20 protein-coding genes are annotated in these 19837 nt (G+C 64.3%); 3 read left to right on the top strand and 17 right to left on the bottom strand.

The annotated features are described in order from the left end of the window. Window positions 1–49: 49 nt before the first annotated feature. Genes A3AS_RS48485 through A3AS_RS0125025 form a run of 3 tightly spaced genes read right to left on the bottom strand, consistent with a single transcriptional unit; the run spans window position 50 to window position 982 of the window. Window positions 50–358: a hypothetical protein gene (locus tag A3AS_RS48485; protein ID WP_245283271.1), complete on the bottom strand. Its 309-nt coding sequence runs from the start codon at window positions 356–358 to the stop codon at window positions 50–52. 43 nt (window positions 359–401) lie between these two features. Next, window positions 402–590: a hypothetical protein gene (locus A3AS_RS48480; RefSeq protein WP_177237119.1), complete on the bottom strand. Its 189-nt coding sequence runs from the start codon at window positions 588–590 to the stop codon at window positions 402–404. Then, entirely contained in the window at window positions 587–982 is a 396-nt protein-coding gene (locus A3AS_RS0125025) for a hypothetical protein (RefSeq protein WP_018320301.1), read from the bottom strand. Before A3AS_RS0125025 ends, A3AS_RS48480 begins: the two co-directional genes overlap by 4 nt. A 711-nt stretch (window positions 983–1693) precedes the next feature. Here A3AS_RS0125025 and A3AS_RS0125020 point away from each other — a divergent pair. From A3AS_RS0125020 to A3AS_RS0125010, 3 genes are all read left to right on the top strand, one after another. Next, complete coding sequence (locus A3AS_RS0125020; protein WP_018320300.1) at window positions 1694–4117, top strand: PAS domain S-box protein; 2424 nt, start codon at window positions 1694–1696, stop codon at window positions 4115–4117. Then, complete coding sequence (locus A3AS_RS0125015; RefSeq protein WP_018320299.1) at window positions 4114–4779, top strand: response regulator transcription factor; 666 nt, start codon at window positions 4114–4116, stop codon at window positions 4777–4779. The genes A3AS_RS0125020 and A3AS_RS0125015 overlap by 4 nt, the downstream gene beginning before the upstream one ends. Before the next feature lie 87 nt (window positions 4780–4866). Then, window positions 4867–5253 (top strand): response regulator transcription factor, encoded by a 387-nt coding sequence (locus A3AS_RS0125010; RefSeq protein ID WP_018320298.1) that lies wholly within the window; start codon window positions 4867–4869, stop codon window positions 5251–5253. Window positions 5254–5307: 54 nt separating this feature from the next. On the opposite strand, the gene A3AS_RS0125005 is transcribed toward A3AS_RS0125010, so the two are convergent. The 14 genes from A3AS_RS0125005 to A3AS_RS0124930 form a co-directional block, all read right to left on the bottom strand. Continuing rightward, a complete protein-coding gene (locus A3AS_RS0125005; RefSeq protein ID WP_026202328.1) occupies window positions 5308–6279 on the bottom strand; it encodes a tripartite tricarboxylate transporter substrate binding protein BugD in 972 nt (323 codons plus the stop codon). Between the two features lie 213 nt (window positions 6280–6492). Beyond that, window positions 6493–7734 (bottom strand): threonine synthase, encoded by a 1242-nt coding sequence (locus A3AS_RS0125000; protein ID WP_018320296.1) that lies wholly within the window; start codon window positions 7732–7734, stop codon window positions 6493–6495. Between the two features lie 202 nt (window positions 7735–7936). Continuing rightward, window positions 7937–9358, bottom strand: coding sequence for a dihydrolipoyl dehydrogenase (lpdA, locus tag A3AS_RS0124995; protein WP_018320295.1), 1422 nt, complete (start codon window positions 9356–9358; stop codon window positions 7937–7939). A gap of 17 nt (window positions 9359–9375) precedes the next feature. Beyond that, entirely contained in the window at window positions 9376–9609 is a 234-nt protein-coding gene (locus tag A3AS_RS0124990) for a hypothetical protein (RefSeq protein ID WP_018320294.1), read from the bottom strand. Window positions 9610–9631: 22 nt separating this feature from the next. Continuing rightward, window positions 9632–10981 (bottom strand): pyruvate dehydrogenase complex dihydrolipoamide acetyltransferase, encoded by a 1350-nt coding sequence (locus tag A3AS_RS0124985; protein WP_018320293.1) that lies wholly within the window; start codon window positions 10979–10981, stop codon window positions 9632–9634. 62 nt (window positions 10982–11043) lie between these two features. After that, window positions 11044–11496 (bottom strand): nucleoside deaminase, encoded by a 453-nt coding sequence (locus tag A3AS_RS0124980; protein WP_018320292.1) that lies wholly within the window; start codon window positions 11494–11496, stop codon window positions 11044–11046. A gap of 2 nt (window positions 11497–11498) precedes the next feature. Beyond that, window positions 11499–11801: a DUF5076 domain-containing protein gene (locus tag A3AS_RS0124975; RefSeq protein WP_018320291.1), complete on the bottom strand. Its 303-nt coding sequence runs from the start codon at window positions 11799–11801 to the stop codon at window positions 11499–11501. A gap of 3 nt (window positions 11802–11804) precedes the next feature. Continuing rightward, a complete protein-coding gene (locus tag A3AS_RS0124970) occupies window positions 11805–13190 on the bottom strand; it encodes a pyruvate dehydrogenase complex E1 component subunit beta (protein ID WP_018320290.1) in 1386 nt (461 codons plus the stop codon). Between the two features lie 29 nt (window positions 13191–13219). Continuing rightward, window positions 13220–14242, bottom strand: a complete 1023-nt coding sequence (gene pdhA, locus A3AS_RS0124965; protein ID WP_018320289.1) for a pyruvate dehydrogenase (acetyl-transferring) E1 component subunit alpha — start codon at window positions 14240–14242, stop codon at window positions 13220–13222. Between the two features lie 268 nt (window positions 14243–14510). Then, a complete protein-coding gene (gene adh / locus A3AS_RS0124960) occupies window positions 14511–16028 on the bottom strand; it encodes an aldehyde dehydrogenase (RefSeq protein ID WP_018320288.1) in 1518 nt (505 codons plus the stop codon). A gap of 259 nt (window positions 16029–16287) precedes the next feature. Continuing rightward, on the bottom strand, window positions 16288–17247 hold the full coding sequence (locus tag A3AS_RS0124955; RefSeq protein WP_026202326.1) for a GAF domain-containing protein: 960 nt from the start codon (window positions 17245–17247) through the stop codon (window positions 16288–16290). Between the two features lie 217 nt (window positions 17248–17464). Continuing rightward, window positions 17465–17782, bottom strand: coding sequence for a septum formation initiator family protein (locus A3AS_RS0124950; RefSeq protein WP_018320286.1), 318 nt, complete (start codon window positions 17780–17782; stop codon window positions 17465–17467). Window positions 17783–17973: 191 nt separating this feature from the next. Then, entirely contained in the window at window positions 17974–18525 is a 552-nt protein-coding gene (locus A3AS_RS0124940) for an NADPH-dependent FMN reductase (RefSeq protein WP_018320285.1), read from the bottom strand. A gap of 290 nt (window positions 18526–18815) precedes the next feature. Then, complete coding sequence (locus tag A3AS_RS0124930) at window positions 18816–19814, bottom strand: MBL fold metallo-hydrolase (RefSeq protein ID WP_018320283.1); 999 nt, start codon at window positions 19812–19814, stop codon at window positions 18816–18818. Window positions 19815–19837: the final 23 nt, after the last annotated feature.

Here is a 19837-nt window from a genome sequence, read left to right as displayed (position 1 = left end):
GGGCTGGACGCGGGACTGCGGCCGACTTTTCTGCGCGGCCGTCATCGAGCTAGCCGTCACCTCCTTCCGTGGTCAGAAGGTCGTACTCGCGCAGATACGCCTCGGCCAATGCGCGCGACAGCGCGCCGATCTGAATCATCCAGCTCCAGCTCGAGATCGCCGCCAGCGCCGCGATCGTCTCGAGCGAGCTGCCGGGCCACAGCATGTCCATGGCCGTTTGCTGACGGTAGCAACCGTAGTCGCAATACCGCTCCTGCTTGGACACATGACGGACGTAACTCGCACCCAGCGGCCGGGCGCATGCGCGGCAGACGCCGCCGTGGCAGGGATGTTCCTGATTGACGAGCATGAATCTCAATGCCGTGTCCTCTCCTGCCGAATGCGTTCTGCGGCCCGACTACTCAAGATGCCGCGCGCGTGCGTCCCTCGATCAACGGCGCGGACTCGTGATGAAGTGCGTAGCAGTCGTAGCCGCAGTAGCGCAGCAGCGTCCTGGCGTCGCGCAGATAGCCACCATCGATCTCCTCGCAGCACCAAAGGCACGACGTCTTGCGGAACGGGGTTCTGCCGTTCACCAATATGAATCTCACGTGGCACCTCCCAGCGCGAAACAGTAGACCAGGTCGACCAGAGAGGCGGACGGCGGTCGCGCGCAGATATGGTTGCGGCCGTCGGGATTGTCTCTGTTGCGCTCGACCTTCTGCGACGGGATCAGGATGTATTTGCCGTCTTCCCGGCGCCGCGCGTAGATCCTGCCGTCGACGTAGCGAATCTCGGTCGGGTAGCAATCGGCATTGTTGCAGCAGCTCAGAACCGGATTGTCCGGCATGTGCCAGCTCGAATAGAACTTCTCGTGCAGCAGTTGATCCTGAGGCGGATGGTGACGATGTGAACCATCCGGTCCGGCTTCGTCGGCCTCCACGCCCGTCACCAGCGAAAGTGGCAGCGCGATCGCCAACAGGAGCTTGCAGGTACGGTTCAACGCAGCCTCCCGACGAAGAAATTGCCTGAGGTGGCAGAAGCGGCGGCTGGTCCTCAGGCCGCCTGATATCGGAACAACCAGCGACGGTCGCGCTCACGGCGCGCCCTGAACCGGTCGAGGCATTTCCTCGAGCAGACCGGCGTCCGCCAGGAATAGTATCGGATCAGGCCAAACTTCGCCGCGCAGACAGCACAGCCTTTGGACTCGGGACGGCGCTCGGAGTAGTCGGGGCTATCGCACATCATCCTCTCCTCTTGACCTCTTAGGGGTCCCGGCTTCCTTGTGCGCAAGCACGGGTCGCCACGGTCGTCACGGAAAATGCGGCTTCTCAATCGTGACTGCCAATTCATCCGGCAAGTCAGGGGCGGATGCAGAGCCTGGCTCTTTTGGGGCAACACCCCCGGAGCCTTTCAGCAATTTGTGCTCCGCAATCGTCTCCTCTCGATTGGCTGCCAAACTAGGCCGGCTGCAACGCATCGCTCAATTGTACGGAGGTAAATGCGCGCTAGAACTAGGGTTGTGCGAGCTATACATAGGTTTGGCCGTAGTTTTGCGGACCTCTGCCCGCCCGCGCAACGAGACGGAGCAACGCGCGCAAGCTGCACGGCAACCGGGAGCTTTGCCCGGAATCCGACTTTGGTCGGGGGCAATTGCCCCTGTTCTGGCAAAGTGCTCTACTCGCCTTGACGCTGGCGCGCCGGGACGCTTGCGATGATGCCTGGCCAGATCACGAAAATCGGGACTTCGGCCGCACAATTCCTGCTCGGCGGCCTTGCGGCGCTTCGATCATTCGGCAACGGCGAGAAGGACCGGTCCGCGGTAGCTGAGGCCTCGCGGCAGAACGCCGATCTGCGTGACGCCATGAAGCAATGGCGCGAGGTGTTCGAGCACAACCCGGTCATGTACTTCATGGTCGATCCGGCCGGAACGGTGCTCAACGTGAATACGTTTGGCGCCGCACAACTGGGCTACACGACGGCCGAGCTGATCGGCCAATCCGTGCTGAACGTCTTCTTCGAGGAAGACCACGACTTCGTTCGTCAATGCGTCGCTTTGTGCCTCACGACCGTGGACCAGTCGCATACCTGGGAGATTCGCAAGTTCCGGAAGGACGGATCGGTGCTCTGGGTCCGCGAGAACGCCAAGGCGATGTTGCGCGGCGACGGCACGCCGATCCTGCTGGTCGCCTGCGAGAACATCACCCAGCGCAAGGAGACCGAGGATGCGCTGCGACAGAGCGAGGCCTACCTCGCCCAGGCCCAGGAATTGAGCCACACCGGCAGCTTCGGCTTGAACCTCGCCACCGGCGAGGCGGTCTGGTCGAGGGAGACTTTCCGCATCTTCCAATGCGACCCTGCGACGAAGCCGACCCTGAACTTCGCCTTTCAGCGCATCCATCCGGAAGATCGCGACACAGTCCGCAGCACCCTTGATCGGGCCTACCGGCTGGCGGAGGATTTCGACCACGAATACCGCCTGCTGATGCCCGACGGATCGATCAAATATCTCCATTCCGTGGCGCGCGCCGTGCGGCACCCATCCGGGCGCATCGAGTTCGTCGGAGCGGTGACCGATGTCACGATTGCGAAGGAAGCGGAACAGAGGCTGCGTCGCAGCGAAGCCTATTTGGCCGAAGCCCAACGCCTCAGCCATACGAGCAGCTGGGCTTGGGACGTTCATCGTCAGGAGTTCGCCTACCGCTCGACTGAACTGTACCGACTGTTCGGGTTTGAGCCGGACCAGACCGATGTCCCGGCCCGGGCTTTTCAGCAACGTATCCTGCCGGAGGACTTTCGGCGGATTGTCGAGGTGGAACGTGAAGCTGTCAGGCAAAAGCAGCCCTTCCAGATCGACTTCCGGATTGTGCGCCCCGACGGCTCGATCAGACGCGTCCACAGCGAGGGACATCCCGTGATCGGCCGCGACGGCGAGGTGATGGAAATCATCGGCACGCACGTGGACGTCACCGAGCAGTTCGCGGCGAAAGATGCGCTGCATAAGGCGTTCGACGAGCTCAAGACATCCGAACAGCGATTCCGCGACTATGCCGAAACCGCATCCGACTGGTTCTGGGAGACCGGGCCGGATCACCGCATCACCAGGATATCGGAGCATGCCGAAACCTCCAGCGCGGCGCCGAAGGGCCTGATCGGCCTGACCCGCTGGGACATTCCGCCCGACGCCGAGTTCGAGCCGGAGAAATGGGAGCAGCATCGCGCGGCGCTCGATGCCCACGTTGCGTTCCGCGATCTGATCTACCGCAGCAGGGATGGCAACGGATCTCCAATCTACGTTCGGACCAGCGGCAAGCCTTTCCATGATGCGGCAGGCAATTTTCTCGGCTATCGCGGCGTCAGCAGCGACGTCACGGCGGCAATCCGCGTCGAGCAGGCGGAAGAGGCGCTGCGCAAGGCGCAAGGCGAGCTCGCCCACGTCACCCGCGTCACGACGCTCGGCGAACTGACCACCTCGATTGCCCACGAAATCACCCAGCCCATTGCCGCGGTGATCTCCAATGCGGACGCTTGCATCGCTTGGCTTGACCGCGACCCTGCCGACCTGAAGGCCGCGCGCCGTTCCGCAGAATGGATTGTCGAGGACGCCAACCGGGCAAGCGAGGTGATCCGCCGGATCAGAGCGCTTGCGAAGAAGACCGAGATCGAAATGGCTCCACTCGACATCAACCAGGTCGTCAGGGAGGCAGTGGCGCTGGTTCGGCGCGAGCTCGCGATCCATGCGGTGTCGGTGCGAATGGAGTTGGCGTCCGATCTGCCCAGCATTTGCGGCGACCGGATCCAGCTGCAGCAGGTGCTGATCAACCTGGTGGTGAACGGCATCGAAGCCATGCATGCCAATGTCGACCGCCCGCGCGAGCTGGCGATCCGCTCGAGCCGGACGGACGACGATCGCCTGCTCCTCACCGTGACGGACCGCGGTGTCGGCCTTGGCAACGACGTCAAGGAACGCATCTTCAACCCCTTCTTCACGACGAAATCGGGCGGTCTGGGAATGGGACTCTCGATCTGCCGATCGATCATCGAGGCTCATGCGGGCCGGCTTTCGGCCATTCAAAATGAAGGGAGTGGTGCAACATTCCAGATCGCCCTGCCCTTGCCACACAAGGACACGTCGTGACTGATCATGCCAAGCAGGCCCAGGCGAGCGCCGGTGATCCGATCGTCCTGATCGTCGATGATGATCCGTCGATGCGCCGTGCGCTCACCAATCTCTTTCAATCGGTCGGTCTCAAGGTCGAAGCCTTCAGTTCGGCGGCGGAGATCATGGAAGCCAAACCGCCTGCTGTCCCCAGTTGCCTCGTGCTCGACATCCGCCTGCCAGGCTTGAGTGGCCTCGACCTCCAGGCGGACCTCGCCAAAGCCAATATTCACACGCCCATTATCTTCATCACCGGTCACGGCGATATTCCCATGACCGTAAGAGCCATGAAGAGCGGTGCCGTCGATTTTCTGACCAAGCCGGTGCGCGACCAGGACATGCTGGATGCGGTGCAGGCTGCGATCGAACGCGATCGCAAGCGGCGCGATGCCGAGCAGTCGATCTCGGGCGTGCGATCCCGTTACGAGGGGCTGACGGCGCGCGAACGCGATGTGCTCGCCCTGGTTGCGTCCGGCCTGATGAACAAGCAGGTCGCCGCCGAGCTGGGATTGGCCGAAATCACCGTGAAGATCTATCGCGGCCAGATCATGCGGAAAATGGCAGCGAAGTCGTTGGCGGACCTCGTCAGAATGACCGACGCGCTCGGAATCCCGCGCAACAGGGGTCATCTGCAAACCTAAGTATGCTTTCCAATCTCGCTCCGGTGGCCCACCTTCCCCCAAGCGGCTGAATCGCGGCCGGCGGCTCCCCGTGCAGGAGCGATCATATTGTCAGCGTCTTCGATCATTTCCGTCATTGATGATGATCCCTCCGTTCGTCTTGCGACGAACAACCTCCTGACGTCGCGCGGGTATACGGTCCACACCTTTGGTTCGGCTCACGAATTTCTCCAATCCCCCGAACTTGAGACGACCTGCTGCGTGATCACGGACGTGCAGATGTCGGTCATGAGCGGCGTCGAGCTGTTGACGCATATGCGCGGTCTCGGGCACGTCACGCCTTTCATCTTCATGACGGCTTTTCCGGACGAGTCCGTACGCGACCGCGCACTCAGGGCCGGCGCGACCTGCTTTCTCGCCAAGCCGTTTTCAACGCCGGCCCTGATGCAGTGCCTGGAGACCGCACTGTCGGAGCCCGGTGACGCCACGATGTGATGCGGCGGCGCCGGATTCCCACGGCCAGGACAGGCCCGCGGCCATGCGACGTGCTCAATCCACCTTGATGTTCGCCGCCTTGATCATCGGCCACCATTTGGCGATCTCGGCCTTCTGGCGGGTGCCGAGCGCTTCCGGCGTGAGCTGATCCTTGGGCGTCATCTCCAGCCCCTGGCTTTCGAGCTGCTTCTTCACGGCGGGATCGTTCAGCGCCTCCACCGCCGCAGCATTGAGTTTGGCAACGATTTCCTTGGGAGTGCCCTTCGGCACCCACATGCCCGACCACAGCGTCATGTTGAAGCCTTTGAGCCCCGCCTCCTCCGCTGTCGGAATCTCCGGCGCCGAGGACAGGCGCTTGTCGTCGGTGACGGCATAGGCGCGGATGGTGCCGGCGCGGACCTGGGCAATCGAGTTGGAGGTCTGGTCGACGATGACGTCGATCTGACCGGCGATGAGATCGTTCAGCGCGGGCGCCGTGCCGCGATACGGCACGTATTGCAGCTTGATGCCGGAGACGCTCTCGAAATAGACGCCGGCGATATGGCTGCCGGAGCCGGCGCCGGCGGTGCCCGCTGTCGGCGCCGACGGCCGCGACTTCAGCCATTCGATCAGCTCTTTCAGCGAGGTCGCGGGCACCGCGTTCCTGCTGACGACGATCATCGGATTGCTCGGCAGCAGCACCACCGGCTCGAGGTCGGCCACGAGGTCGTATTTGAGCTTGTAGACGGCGCCATTGGCGACGTGGGTGCCCAGATGGCCGAAGGAGATGGTGTAGCCGTCCGGCGGCGATTGCACGGCACGGCCGACGCCGATCGACCCGCCCGCGCCGGTAACGTTCTCGACCACGAGGGGCTGGCCGAGCGCAGTTCGCATCCGCTCGGCGAGCACACGCGCCATCGCATCCGACGGGCCGCCGGCCGAGAAGGGCACGATGATGGTGATGGGACGGGAGGGATAGTCATCGGCGCGCGCGGCGCCGGTCACAGCGAGAATAGCAAACAGCGCAGCCCAGACGGCCTTCGTCATTGTCTTCTCCCCAGCGATGTCGTTCTTGTTTTTCTTCACCTCGCCCCGCTTGCGGGGAGAGGTCGGAATTCGCGCGTAGCGCGGATTTCGGGTGAGGGGGAGTCTCCGCAAGTTCAGCTGTCACCGCCCCCGCGGAGACTCCCCCTCACCCCAACCCTCCCAGCGCGAGCGAAGCTCGTCGCGCCCCCGCAAGCGGGGCGAGGGAGAAGCAAGCTAGAACTGCGTGTAGTCGATCGGCTTGTGACGGTCGAGCGTGCGGGTGACCGGCGGCAGCGGGTATTTCAGGCCGGTCGCGCAATTGAACAGCATGACGCGGTCATCCTTCGAGACGCGGCCGTCGGCGAGGCTGTCCTTGTAGGCGGCGTAGGTGGCGGCGCCCTCGGGGCAGAGCAGCAGCCCCTCCTCGCGCGCAACCTCGTTCAGCGCCGACGAAATCTTGTCATCGTCGACCGCGATGGCAAAGCCCTTGCTCTCGCGCACCGCGCGCAGGATCAGGAAATCGCCGATCGCCTGCGGCACGCGGATGCCGGACGCGATGGTGTGAGCGTCCTCCCAGCGCGTCGCATGCTCGGTGCCGGCGTCATAGGCCCGCACCATCGGCGCGCAGCCGGAGGCCTGCACCGCGACCATGCGCGGGCGCTTCGAACCGATGAAGCCGATCTTCTCGAGCTCGTCGAACGCCTTCCACATGCCGATCAGGCCGGTGCCGCCGCCGGTCGGATAGAAGATCACGTCGGGCACGTCCCAACCGAGCTGCTCGGCGAGTTCGAGGCCCATCGTCTTCTTGCCCTCGATGCGGTACGGCTCCTTCAAGGTCGAGGTGTCGAACCAGCCGACTTTTGCCTTGCCCTCGCCGACGATCTTGCCGCAATCATCGATATAGCCGTTGACGCGGTAGACGGTCGCGCCCTGCAGCTCGATCTCGCTGACGTTCACCTCCGGCGTATCGGCCGGGCAGAAGATCGTGGTCTTGATGCCGCAGGACGTCGCATAGGCCGCGAGCGCCGCGCCGGCATTGCCGTTGGTCGGCATCGCCATGTGCTTGATGCCCAGCGCCTTGCCCATCGACACCGCCATCACGAGACCGCGCGCCTTGAACGAACCGGTCGGCAAACGGCCCTCGTCCTTGACGATGATCTCGCCGCCGCCGAGCTTCTTGCCGAGCTTCGGCAGCCGGATCAGGGGCGTGGTGACTTCGCCGAGCGAGACGATGTCCTTGCATTTGCGCACGGGCAGCAACTCGCGGTAGCGCCACATGTCGCCGGGGCGTTGCGCGAGCGCGTCCTTGGTCAGCGCCTTCTTCACGCCGGCGAGATCGTAGCGGACGAGCAGCGGCTTGCCGGCCTTGGAGAGATTGTGGACCTGGTCGGCCGCGTAGTGATCGCCCTCCATCGCGCATTCGAGATGGGTGACGAAGGTCGGGCGTTCGATGGTGAGGTTGTCGTTGTCGTGCATGGGTTCATTCCCTCTTCTTGTTTTCGTATTTCTCTATCAAACTCGTCACCCTGAGGCGCCGGAGCGAAGTGGAGGCCTCGAAGGGCGACGAGCCCGGCTGCTGCAGCTCGGCCGTTCATCCTTCGAGGCTCGGCCAGCCGTGCTATGCCCCGCTGGCCTCGCACCTCAGGATGACGGGTCCCACAGACCGCCGGCTCATCCATCAGATATTCAACACCCGCCCATAAGCATCCAGCACGGCTTCCTTCATCATCTCCGACAGGGTCGGATGCGGGAACACCGTGTGCATCAGCTCTTCTTCCGTGGTCTCAAGATTCATGGCGACGACGTAGCCCTGGATCAGCTCGGTCACTTCAGCACCGACCATGTGGGCGCCGAGCAACTGGCCGGTCTTCTTGTCGAAGATGACCTTGACCAGGCCCTGGTCCTCACCGAGCGCGATCGCCTTGCCGTTTCCGACGAAGGGGAAGCGGCCGACGCGAATCTCGCGGCCGCTCTCCTTGGCCTTGGCTTCCGTCAAACCAACGGACGCGACCTGCGGCTGGCAATAGGTGCAGCCCGGGATGAGGTTCTTGTCCATGGGATGCGGATGCAGGCCCTTGATCGCCTCGACGCAGATCACGCCCTCATGCTCGGCCTTGTGGGCGAGCATCGGGGGCCCCGCGACGTCGCCGATCGCGTAGATGCCGGGGACGTTGGTCTTGCCGTAGCCGTCGATCACGATGACGCCACGGTCGGTCTTCACGCCGATTTTTTCCAGGCCGAGATTCTCGATATTGCCGACGACGCCGACGGCCGAGATCACGCGCTCGAACTCGGTCGTGACAGGCTTGCCCTTGCCATCGTCGATGGTGGCGACGACGCTGTCGGCCTTCTTCTCCAGCTTGGTCACCTTGGTCGAGGACATGATCTTGATGCCCTGCTTCTCCAGCCGCTTGCGCGCAAGGCCTGCGATCTCGGCGTCCTCGACGGGGAGGATCTGCGGCAGCACCTCGACCACCGTCACGTCCGAGCCCATGGTGTGGAAGAACGAGGCGAACTCGATGCCGATCGCGCCGGAGCCGACCACGAGCAGCGATTTCGGCATCTTCTCCGGCACCATGGCCTCGAAATAGGTCCAGATCAGCTTCTTGTCGGGCTCGAGCCCGGGCAGCACGCGCGGCCGCGCGCCGGTGGCGAGGATGATGTGCTTGGCCTGGTAGCTCCCCTCGCCCAGCGTGCCCTTCGGCGCCTCGACGTCGGACTTCTTCACGGTGATCTTGCCGGGCGCGTCGATCGAAGCCGCGCCCCAGATCACGCTCACCTTGTTCTTCTTCATCAGGAAGCCGACGCCGTCATTCAGCCGCTTGGAGACGCCGCGCGAGCGCTGTACGACGGCCTTCGGGTCGAACGAGACCTTCTCCGCCGAGAGGCCGTAGTCCTTGGCGTGCTGCATGTAGTGATAGATCTCGGCGGAGCGCAGCAGCGCCTTGGTCGGGATGCAGCCCCAGTTCAGGCAGATGCCGCCGAGATACGACTTCTCGACGATCGCGACCTTGAAGCCGAGCTGAGCGGCGCGGATCGCGGTGACATAGCCGCCGGGACCGGAGCCGATGATGATGATGTCGAAGGATGTGTCGGCCATGGCGGCTCCCGTTCAACTCAAGAGGCGCCGCGGGCGCGGCGCTTGACCAGAAAAGACCTCACCAGCCATTCGAGCATCAGCGCCAGGACCATGACGGCCAGAGCAATGAGCACGATGGGCTGGGCGATGTTCCGTGCCAGCTGCTCGCCGGCAAAGAACGCAGAGTGCAGAAAATCGAGCCCGATCGGGTTGAGCGCGACGACGGCTCCGAGCAGCAGCGATATCCATGGCCAGCGGGTACGGACATGCAAAATTGCGCCCTCTGCCGCCGCGTCAGACCATCATCATGACGGGGTTTTCGATCAGCTGCTTGAACGCGCCGATCAGCTCGGCGCCGAGCGCGCCGTCGATGGCGCGGTGATCACAGGACAGGGTCACGCTCATCATGTGCGCGATCTCGATCTTGCCGCCGCGCACGGCGGGCCGCTCCTCGCTGGTGCCGACCGCCAGGATGGTCGCATGCGGCGGGTTGATCACGGCGGTGAAGTGGCTGATGCCGTACATGCCGAGGTTGGAGACCGCGGTGGTGCCGCCCTGGTACTCCTCGGGCTTCAGCTTGCGCGAACGGGCGCGCGCCGCGAAATCCTTCATCTCGTTCGAGATGGTGGACAGCGTCTTGGTCTCGGCCTTGCGGATGATCGGCGTGATCAGGCCGCCCGGCATCGCCACGGCGACGCCGACGTCGGAATGGTGGTGCTTGACCATGCCGCTTTCGGTCCAGCTGACATTGCAGTTCGGGATCTTCTGCAGCGCCACCGCCATCGCCTTGATGACGAAGTCGTTGACCGAGATCTTGTAGAGCGGCTTCTTCTCCTTGTCCTTCGGCGCAGCCGCATTGATCTCCTCGCGCGCAGCGAGCAGCTTGCCGATGTCGCAGTCGATGGTCAGGTAGAAGTGCGGGACGTTCTGGATCGATGCGGTCAGGCGCTGGGCAATAGTGCGACGCATGCCGTCATGCGGGACGATGTCGTAGGAGCCGGGCTCGAACAGCGACAGGATCTGCTTGTCCGACATGGTGGGCGCGATCGAGGGCGCACCGGACGGTGCCGCGGCGGGCGCCTTCAGGCCCTTGCCCGACTTGGCCTGCTCGACGTCGCGCGCGACGACGCGGCCGTGCGGGCCGGTGCCTGATACCATCGCCACGTCGATGCCGGCGTCCTTGGCGAGACGCCGCGCCAGCGGCGAGGAGAACACGCGACCACCTTGGCCGTTGCTCTGCGCGGCCGGTGCGGCGGCCTGCGGCGCGGGAGCCGCTGCGGGCGGCGGTGCAGCCTTGGGCGCGGCGGGCGCAGGCGCCGGCGCCACAGCGGGAGCCTCCGCAGCTTTCGGAGGTGCGGCCGAAGCACTGGGCTTGGCGGCACCCGCAGCCTTCACGTCCTCACCTTCGCCAGCGAGCACCGCGATCACGTCGTTGACCGGGACGTCCTGCGTGCCCTCGGGCACCAGGATCTTGGCGATCGTGCCCTCGTCGATGGCCTCGACCTCCATCGTCGCCTTGTCGGTCTCGATCTCGGCGATGACATCGCCGGATTTGACCTTGTCGCCTTCCTTCTTCAGCCACTTGGCGAGGTTGCCCTTCTCCATCGTTGGCGAGAGAGCGGGCATCAGGATGTTGATGGGCATGCTGACCTCAAGAAGAACTTTGCAAAACGTCGCCTCCGACAGCGGAGACGAACAGACCAGGTTTAGTTGCCGATGTCGCCCTGCCACAGGCGCTCATTGGCAGGGATGGAACGCCAATTCTTCATCATGCTGATGGAGCGCTCGTCGGCAAGATCGATCCAGGGGATGCCGAACTTGTCGAGGATGTCCTTGGATCCCTCGAAGGTGACGGATTCCCCGATCACCACGAGCTTGACCTTGAACAGCCCCAGCGCGCCGGCGCACATCGAACATGGCGACAGCGTGGTGTACATGACCGTATCGTGAAACGAGATCGCGCCGGCCTCGCGCAGGCAGCTCATCTCGCCGTGCAGGATCGGATTGTTCTCCTGCACGCGGTTATTGTGGCCGCGGGCGATGATTTTGTTGTCGCGCGTCAGCACCGCGCCGATCGGCAGGCCGCCCTGCGCGATCGAAGCCTCCGCCTCGCGGATCGCCTCCAGCATGAAATCGAAATGATGGGATTCGATCGCCACGGTCAGTGTCCCTTGCCGCGCGGCGTCGTGGTGCCGGTGTCGGTGGGACGCTCGATCTCGGCCTGGAACATCTCCAGGATCCGATTCAGCGCGTCCTCTTCGGTATATTCGCTCTCGCGCGCATAGGCGCGCGCGGCGTGGCGAGCAAGATCGACGAGCAGCAGCCCCCACATGTCGGGCTCCTCGAAGGCGCGCTGGAACGCCATCGACAGCCCGCCGTCCAGCACGAACACGCGCAGGATCTCGACCGCGTCGTCGCGGGTCATGACGTCGGGCGGAAGTGGCTGCTCCTTCGGGCCCGCCATGGTCTACCTGTAGCAGACGGCTTTAGCGGCCTCGACGACTTCTGCCGCCGAAGGCAGCGCGAGCTTCTCCAGATTGGCGGCATAGGGCATCGGCACGTCCTTGCCGGAGACGCGCGCGACGGGCGCGTCCAGATAATCGAAGGCGTTCTCCATGATGCGCGCGGCAATCTCGGCGCCGACGCCGCTCTGGGCCCAACCCTCTTCCACCGTGACGGCGCGCCCCGTTTTCTTGACGGAGTTGATGATGGTCTCGGTGTCCATCGGACGCAGCGTGCGCAGGTCGATCACCTCGGCCTCGATGCCCTCCTTGGCGAGTTCGTCGGCCGCCTTCAGCGCATAGGTCATGCCGTTCGACCAGGAGATGATCGAGACATGGCTGCCAGAACGCACGATGCGGGCCTTGCCAATCGGGATCACGAAATCGTCGAGCTTCGGCACCTCGCCGGTGTGGCCGTAGAGCACCTCGTTCTCGAGGAAGATCACCGGATTGGGATCGCGGATCGCGGCCTTGAGCAGGCCCTTGTAGTCGGCGGCCGAGAACGGTGCGACGACCTTGAGGCCCGGGACGTTCGAGTACCAGGCCGAATAATCCTGGCTGTGCTGGGCGGCAACGCGCGCAGCCGCACCGTTCGGCCCGCGGAACACGATCGAGCAGCCCATCTGGCCGCCGGACATATAGAGCGTCTTGGCCGCGGAGTTGATGATCTGGTCGATCGCCTGCATGGCGAAGTTGAAGGTCATGAACTCGACGATCGGCTTGAGGCCCGTCATCGCGGCACCGACGCCGACGCCGGCAAAGCCGTGCTCGGTGATCGGGGTGTCGATGACGCGCTTGGCGCCGAACTCCTGGAGCAGGCCCTGCGTGACCTTGTAGGCGCCCTGATATTCGGCGACCTCTTCGCCCATCACGAAGACGTCGGCGTCGCGGCGCATCTCTTCGGCCATGGCATCGCGCAAGGCCTCGCGGATGGTCTGCGTCACCATCTCGGTGCCCGCGGGCACTTCCGGATCGGGCTCGGCGACGGCCTGCGGCGCAGGAGCGGCCTTGGGTGCTGGCGCCTCGGCCTTCGCCGCGGCGGGCGGTGCGGACTCGGCAGCCTTCTGCGCGGCCGGTGCAGGCGCTTTGGCAAGATCGGCGGCGCTTTCGCCGTCGGCGAGAATGGTCGCGATCGGCGTATTCACCGCGACGTCGGCGGTGCCCTCGGGGATCAGGATCTTGCCGAGCGTCCCCTCGTCGGTCGCTTCGACCTCCATGGTCGCCTTATCGGTCTCGATCTCGGCGATGACATCGCCGGACTTGATCGTCTCGCCCTCTTTCTTCAGCCATTTGGCGAGGTTGCCCTTCTCCATCGTGGGCGACAACGCGGGCATCAGCACTTGAATTGGCATATCGACTCCAAAAGAAAGCTTGCGCGCGTTCAGCGGTAAACGTCGGTCCAGAGCTCGGCGGCATCCGGCTCGGGATCATGTTGGGCGAAATCGGCGGACGCGTTGACGATGTCGCGCACCTCGGCGTCGATCGCCTTGAGATCGGCCTCGCCGACCTTGGCGGCCAGGAGGCGGTTGCGCACCTGCTCGATCGGGTCCTGGTCGTGGCGGACCTTCTCGACCTCCTCGCGTGTGCGATATTTTGCAGGATCGGACATCGAGTGGCCGCGATAGCGATAGGTCTGCATCTCCAGGATGAAGGGACCCTTGCCGGCGCGGCACCAGGCGGCGGCTTCGTCGCCGGCGGCCTTGACGGCGCGGACGTCCATGCCGTCGACCTGCTTGCCGGGAATGTTGAAGGACGCGCCGCGCTTGGAGAAATCCTGCTGCGCCGAGGCGCGCGAGACCGAGGTGCCCATGGCGTAGCGGTTGTTCTCGATGACGAAGATCACCGGCAGCTTCCAGAGCTCCGCCATGTTGAAGCTCTCATAGACCTGGCCCTGGTTGGCCGCGCCGTCGCCGAAATAGGTGACGCTGACATTGTCGTTGCCGCGATAGTGATTGGCGAAGGCCAGACCGGTGCCGAGCGAGACCTGGGCGCCGACGATGCCGTGGCCGCCGTAGAAGTGCTTCTCCTTGCTGAACATGTGCATGGAGCCGCCCTTGCCCTTGGAATAGCCGCCGCGGCGGCCGGTGAGCTCGGCCATGACGCCGTTGGCATCCATCCCGGTGGCAAGCATGTGGCCGTGGTCGCGATAGCCGGTAATGACCTGATCGCCCTGCTTCAGGGCCATCTGCATGCCGACCACCACGGCCTCCTGGCCGATATAGAGGTGGCAGAAGCCGCCGATCGCGCCCATGCCGTAGAGCTGGCCGGCCTTTTCCTCGAACCGCCGGATCAGGAGCATGTCGCGGAGCGCCTTGAGCTCCTGCTCCTTCGTGAATTCCGGGGGCGAACCGCCGTCGGTCTTGTCCTGTGGAGTGCTTGCGGCGGCTTTCTTGGGTGCGGCCATGGGAATTCCGGGTCAGAGAAAACTTTCGTCCTCTCTAACCCAACTCAAACGCCCTTGGAAAGCACCGCAGCGGCATGGCACGACTTTCATTATGCCGCAGTGCAACGTGGCCGAAATATTGGAAAATCTTTGGCGCTGATCGGGCAACAAATCTATGCGCGCCACGTGCGCGTGCAGATTCGTGGCCGGATCAAGAACTATGGACCATGCCGATCCGGGCCTTCGGAGCGGACGGCGCCAAGATGGCGCCGCCCTCTCCGCACCTCGATCAGAAGAAGCCGAGCTTCTTCGGGCTGTAGCTGACCAGGAGATTCTTGGTCTGCTGATAATGATCGAGCATCATCTTGTGGGTCTCGCGACCGACGCCCGACTGCTTGTAGCCGCCAAACGCCGCATGGGCGGGATAGGCGTGGTAGCAATTGGTCCAGACCCGGCCGGCCTGGATGGCCCGGCCGAAGCGGTAGCAGCGGTTGGCATCGCGGCTCCAGACGCCGGCCCCGAGGCCGTAGAGCGTGTCGTTGGCGATCTCGAGCGCCTCCTCGTCGTTCTTGAAGGTCGTGACCGAGACCACGGGGCCAAAGATCTCCTCCTGGAAGATTCGCATCTTGTTGTGGCCCTCGAACACGGTCGGCTTGACGTAGAAGCCGCCGGCGAGATCGCCGCCGAGCTCGGCACGTCCGCCGCCGGCGAGCACCTTGGCGCCCTCCTGCTTGCCGATGTCGATGTAGGACAGGATTTTTGCGAGCTGCTCGCCGGATGCCTGCGCGCCGATCATGGTGGCGGCATCGCGCGGGTCGCCCTGCTTGATCGCCGCGACGCGCTTCAGCGCCCGCTCCATGAAGCGGTCATAGATGTCGGCGTGGACCAGCGCGCGGCTCGGACAGGTGCAGACCTCGCCCTGGTTCAGCGCGAACATGACGAAGCCCTCGATCGCCTTGTCGAAGTAATCGTCGTCCTCGGCGGTGACGTCGTTGAAGAAGATGTTCGGCGATTTGCCGCCGAGCTCCAGCGTGACCGGAATGAGGTTCTGGCTGGCATATTGCATGATCAGCCGGCCCGTCGTGGTCTCGCCGGTGAAGGCGATCTTGGCGATGCGGGGGCTCGATGCCAGCGGCTTGCCGGCTTCGAGGCCAAAGCCGTTGACGATGTTGAGGACGCCTGGCGGCAGGATGTCGGCGATGATCTCGGCCCAGACCATGATCGAGGCCGGGGTCTGCTCGGCGGGCTTGAGCACGACGCAATTGCCGGCGGCGAGCGCGGGGGCGAGCTTCCAGCAGGCCATCAGCAGCGGGAAGTTCCAGGGGATGATCTGGCCGACCACACCGAGCGGCTCGTGGAAATGATAGGCGATGGTGTCGTGGTCGATCTCGCCGATCGAGCCTTCCTGGGCGCGAACGACGCCGGCGAAGTAGCGGAAGTGATCGATGGCGAGCGGGATGTCGGCGGCGCGGGTCTCGCGGATCGGCTTGCCGTTGTCCCAGGTCTCGGCGATGGCGAGACGCTCGAGATTTTCTTCCATGCGATCGGCGATCCGGTTCAGGACCGCGGCGCGCTCGGCGACGCTGGTACGGCCCCAGGCGCCCTTGGCGGCATGCGCCGCGTCGAGGGCCAGCTCGACGTCCTGCGCGTCCGAGCGCGCGATCTTGCAGACGACCTGGCCGTTCACCGGCGAGGCGTTGTCGAAATATTTGCCGGAGATCGGCGCGACGAATTTGCCGCCGATGAAGTTGTCATAGCGTTCGGCAAAGGGAACTTTGGTGACGCTGAGGAATTCCACCTTGTTCATTGATCACTCCCGATGTTTGCTGTTTGCGCAATTCGTCGCGTGACTCGCGACTTGCGCGGACGATGTCGCGGAAGGTGTTTTCTGTCAGCCCCGATGGGAGCGATGGCGGGGCCGACCTGTCGCAGTTCTGCGACAGTCGCGGGCCGCGTCACTCTCGCACCACGTCGCAAAAAGAGCGACGCGCTGCGTCCGGGCACGAGCCTGGAGTGCCGAGCGCGCGGCATCAACACCGCAATGATGATTGAGGTAGCAGCGCGGCTCAGTGGTTCAGTTCGAACCGCTTGAGCTTTCTGTGCAGCGTGGCGCGGCTGACGCCGAGGGCCTTGGCGGCCGCCGAGACATTGCCGCCGGCGCGAAGCAGCGCCCGCTGCACCACCGCGCGCTGCCCGCCGGCGAGATGATCGCGCGCGGTATCGCCGCCGAGCAGATCGGCCGCGGGCACCGGCTGCAAGGCCCGGCCCGGCGCGATTCCGAGCGCAGCCCGGGCGGAGCGGGTTGCGCCGATCACGAGATCGTCCGCATCGACCGCAATGAGGCCTCCGCATTGACCGTCCGCAGCTTGGGTCAAGACGATGCGGGCATGGCTGAACGCCGTGCGGAACAGATCGGCCTCGATACGCCTGGCCGCCTCGCCCGTCGCAAGCGCGATCAGACTGGAAAACGCGTCGGTGCGATCGGCGCGGCAGGAGGAGACGTCGAGCACGCCCGCAAGCGCCGCTTCATGGTCGTAGATCGGAACGGCGGTGCAGCTCAAAAGCGTGTTGCGGGTGAAGAAATGCTGGTCGCGGTCGATCGTCAGCGGACGCTGCTCGACGAGGCAGGTGCCGATGCCGTTGGTGCCTTCGTGCTCCTCGCTCCAGAGCGCACCGGTCCACAGCCCCCAGGATTGAAACGTGGCGTCATCCGCCGCCGTGCCGCGACGATCGACCGGCACGCCCTCGCCGTCGGCGAGCAGCACGCAGCAGCCGCTCGCGCCGACGGCCTGATAGAGCCGGTCCATCGCGCCTTGCGCTGCGGCCAGCAGCGGCGCGATGCGCTCGCGCGCCTGATGCAATTCGGCTTCGGTCAGCCGCATCGGCGAGGTGCGGCCGCCGGGATCGAGATGATGCAATCTGGACGAACGGCGCCACGAGGCCACAAGCGCGGATCGTGCCGCCTGGCCTGACGCGATGGCGGCCTCGACACGGGCCGCGTGATGCCGGGGCATTGACCCATTCATCACTGTTTCCTCCGGATGACAGACTAGAACGCGCCGGCCCTGCCCGCTTGATCTGCGTCAACTTCGGAAGAGTGCCACCAGAAGCCATGGGCCCGCCGCGGCACTGCCGTCAAGGCGGAGACCAGGTTCCGGACTTACGACCTTCGCAGGAGGAAAGGCACTGTGGTCGGATTTCGGCAGCGGCTTTCGTTGTCGGTTTCGAAAGCTGCGGAAAGCGCTAATGCGCCGGGATCATCCGGACGAGATCGCGCGGATTAACGTAGTCGAGCTGGAAGCGCGCCCGCTCGTCCAGCATGTCGGGGTCGATCCGCTCGGACCGCAGCAGCGACACCCGCTGCTCGCTCCTGGCGCGCTCACGCTTGAGCTGGGCCAGTTCGCTGGTCAGCGCGATGATCTCCTGGTCGAGCTCCTGGCGGGCGTTGAGGCCGTATTTGCCAGTATAGGCGTTGACGCCGAAATAGCCGACGATGGCGGCCGCCATCGCGTAGAGGGCAAGACCGGTCAGGATCGATTTCAGGCGCGCGCGGGAGACCATCTTGGGAAGATGGGACAGGTTGGTTAAGGCGGTATTAATTGCCGCTGCCGCCGATCGTCATGCCCGGGCTTTGCCCGCCTGCGCGGCCGAAGCCGCTTCGGCGCGGCGAAGGCCCGAGCATCGACGTTCTTGGTGTCCGCAAGGACGTGGATGGCCGGGACGAGCCCGGCCATGACGGAGCGTGTTTCGCCTCAGCCGTGGTGCTTGGTCACATGCGCGGCGAAGGCGTCGATATAGGCCTGGAGCACGGGCTTCAGCGAGTCCTTGGTGAGGTTACCTCCGGCGTCGAAGGCATCGCCGACCGCGTTCAGATAGATCTCCGGCTGCTGCATGATCGGGCCCGCAATGCCCGGCAGGATGTTCTGTAGAGTCTTTGCGGCGCTGACGCCGCCGAGCGGGCCCGGCGAGTTCGAGACGATGCCGACCGGCTTGCCGTTGAACGAGCTCTTGCCGTAGGGCCGCGAGGCAACGTCGATGGCATTCTTCAGCACGCCCGGGATGGCGCGATTGTATTCGGGGGTGACGAAGATGACGCCGTCCGACTTCTGGAGCTTGTCGCGGAAGGCCAGCCAGTCCGCGGGCGGCGCGCCCTCGAGGTCCTGGTTGAAGAACGAGATGCCGGCCGGCGTGACGACTTCGAGCTTGAGCGAGGCTGGCGCAAGCTTGGCCAGCGCATTGGCGATCTTCAGCGAGAAGCTGTCCTTGCGCAGGCTGCCGGCGATCGTGACGATGTTGTAGGCCATGGATTGTCCTTGAGGGCTCGAGCTGGAGTGCCGGGCGGCACTTAAGCGATCCGGATCATTTAATGCAAGTGCATGAACCGGCCCGATTTGGAAACGCTGTGTTTCGCGAAAGCAGATGTTTGGGACGTAGCCTGGATGGAGCGCGGCGCAATCCAGGACCCTGCCCAAGCTACGCTGGTCGCGGATTACGCTGCGCTCCATCCGGGCTACGATTGATCCGCGACATTCGTTCCAAACAAATCAGGCCGCCAAGCGGCGGCCCGATCTTTCGCACGAACGGCTAACCCCGATCAGATCGTCGGATTCCACGCCGACGGGACCAGGCGGTATTTGGCGCCGTCCTTCACGACATGACCGACCGCCGGGAACGTGAAGTGGAAGCCGACCACGGTCGCTTTCTCCGCCGCCGCCATGTCGTAGAACTTGTGGCGCGTCGCCTGCGCCATCGCTGCATCCATGTCGAAAATCACGTGCCAGTCTGGATTGCGCAGGAAGAATTCCGGGATGTTGGTGACGTCGGATTGGATCAGCACCTTGGCATCGCCCGATGCGACCGCGAACGAGGTGTGGCCCGGCGTGTGACCCGGAGTTGCGATCGAGGTGATGCCCGGCGCGACCTCCTTGCCCCACTCGTACTTCGTCACCTTGGCCTCGAGGCCAGCGAAGATCTTCTTCACGTTGGCGAAATTGTTCTTCAGCGCCTGATTGGACTCGGCCTTGGCAGCGTTCTCCTCACTGGCCCAGAACTCCCACTCCTTGCCGGGCACCATGATCTCCGCATTCGGAAAGGCCAACGCGCCGTCGGCCAGGCGAATGCCGTTGATGTGGTCGCCATGCATATGCGACAGCAGCACAACGTCGACGTTCTTGGGGTCGACGCCAGCAGCCTGGAGGTTCTGCAATGTGCGGCCGACAGCGCCCTTGCTCGCCTCGAGATTGGCAATGCCGTTTCCCGTGTCGATCAGGACGAGCTTCGAGCCGGTATTGATGAGCTGCGGGTTGAACGGAATCGTGACCATGCCCTTCGGCATGTAAGCCGCCTCACCCGCCGCCAGCGCCTCGTCCTTCGGTATGTTGGCGACGAACTTATCCGGCATCGGGAAGGTGCGCGCACCGTCATTGATCGAGGTGCACTCGTAGCTGCCGACCTTGTAGCGATAGAAGCCCGGCGCTTGCGTGCCGGTCGGCGGCACTGAGGCATTGGCCGCGGTCGGCCCGAAGCCGGATACGGCAGCCGCACCGAGTGCAGCGGCGCCCGTGAGCAAATGACGGCGATTGAGATCAGTCATGGAGAGGTCCCCTTCTGAGCGCC

The organism is Bradyrhizobium sp. WSM2793 (assembly GCF_000379585.1).
Classification (GTDB): domain Bacteria; phylum Pseudomonadota; class Alphaproteobacteria; order Rhizobiales; family Xanthobacteraceae; genus Bradyrhizobium.
The sequence above is the reverse complement of the archived record's forward strand: the minus strand, read 5'-3'. Positions and strand labels throughout refer to the sequence as shown.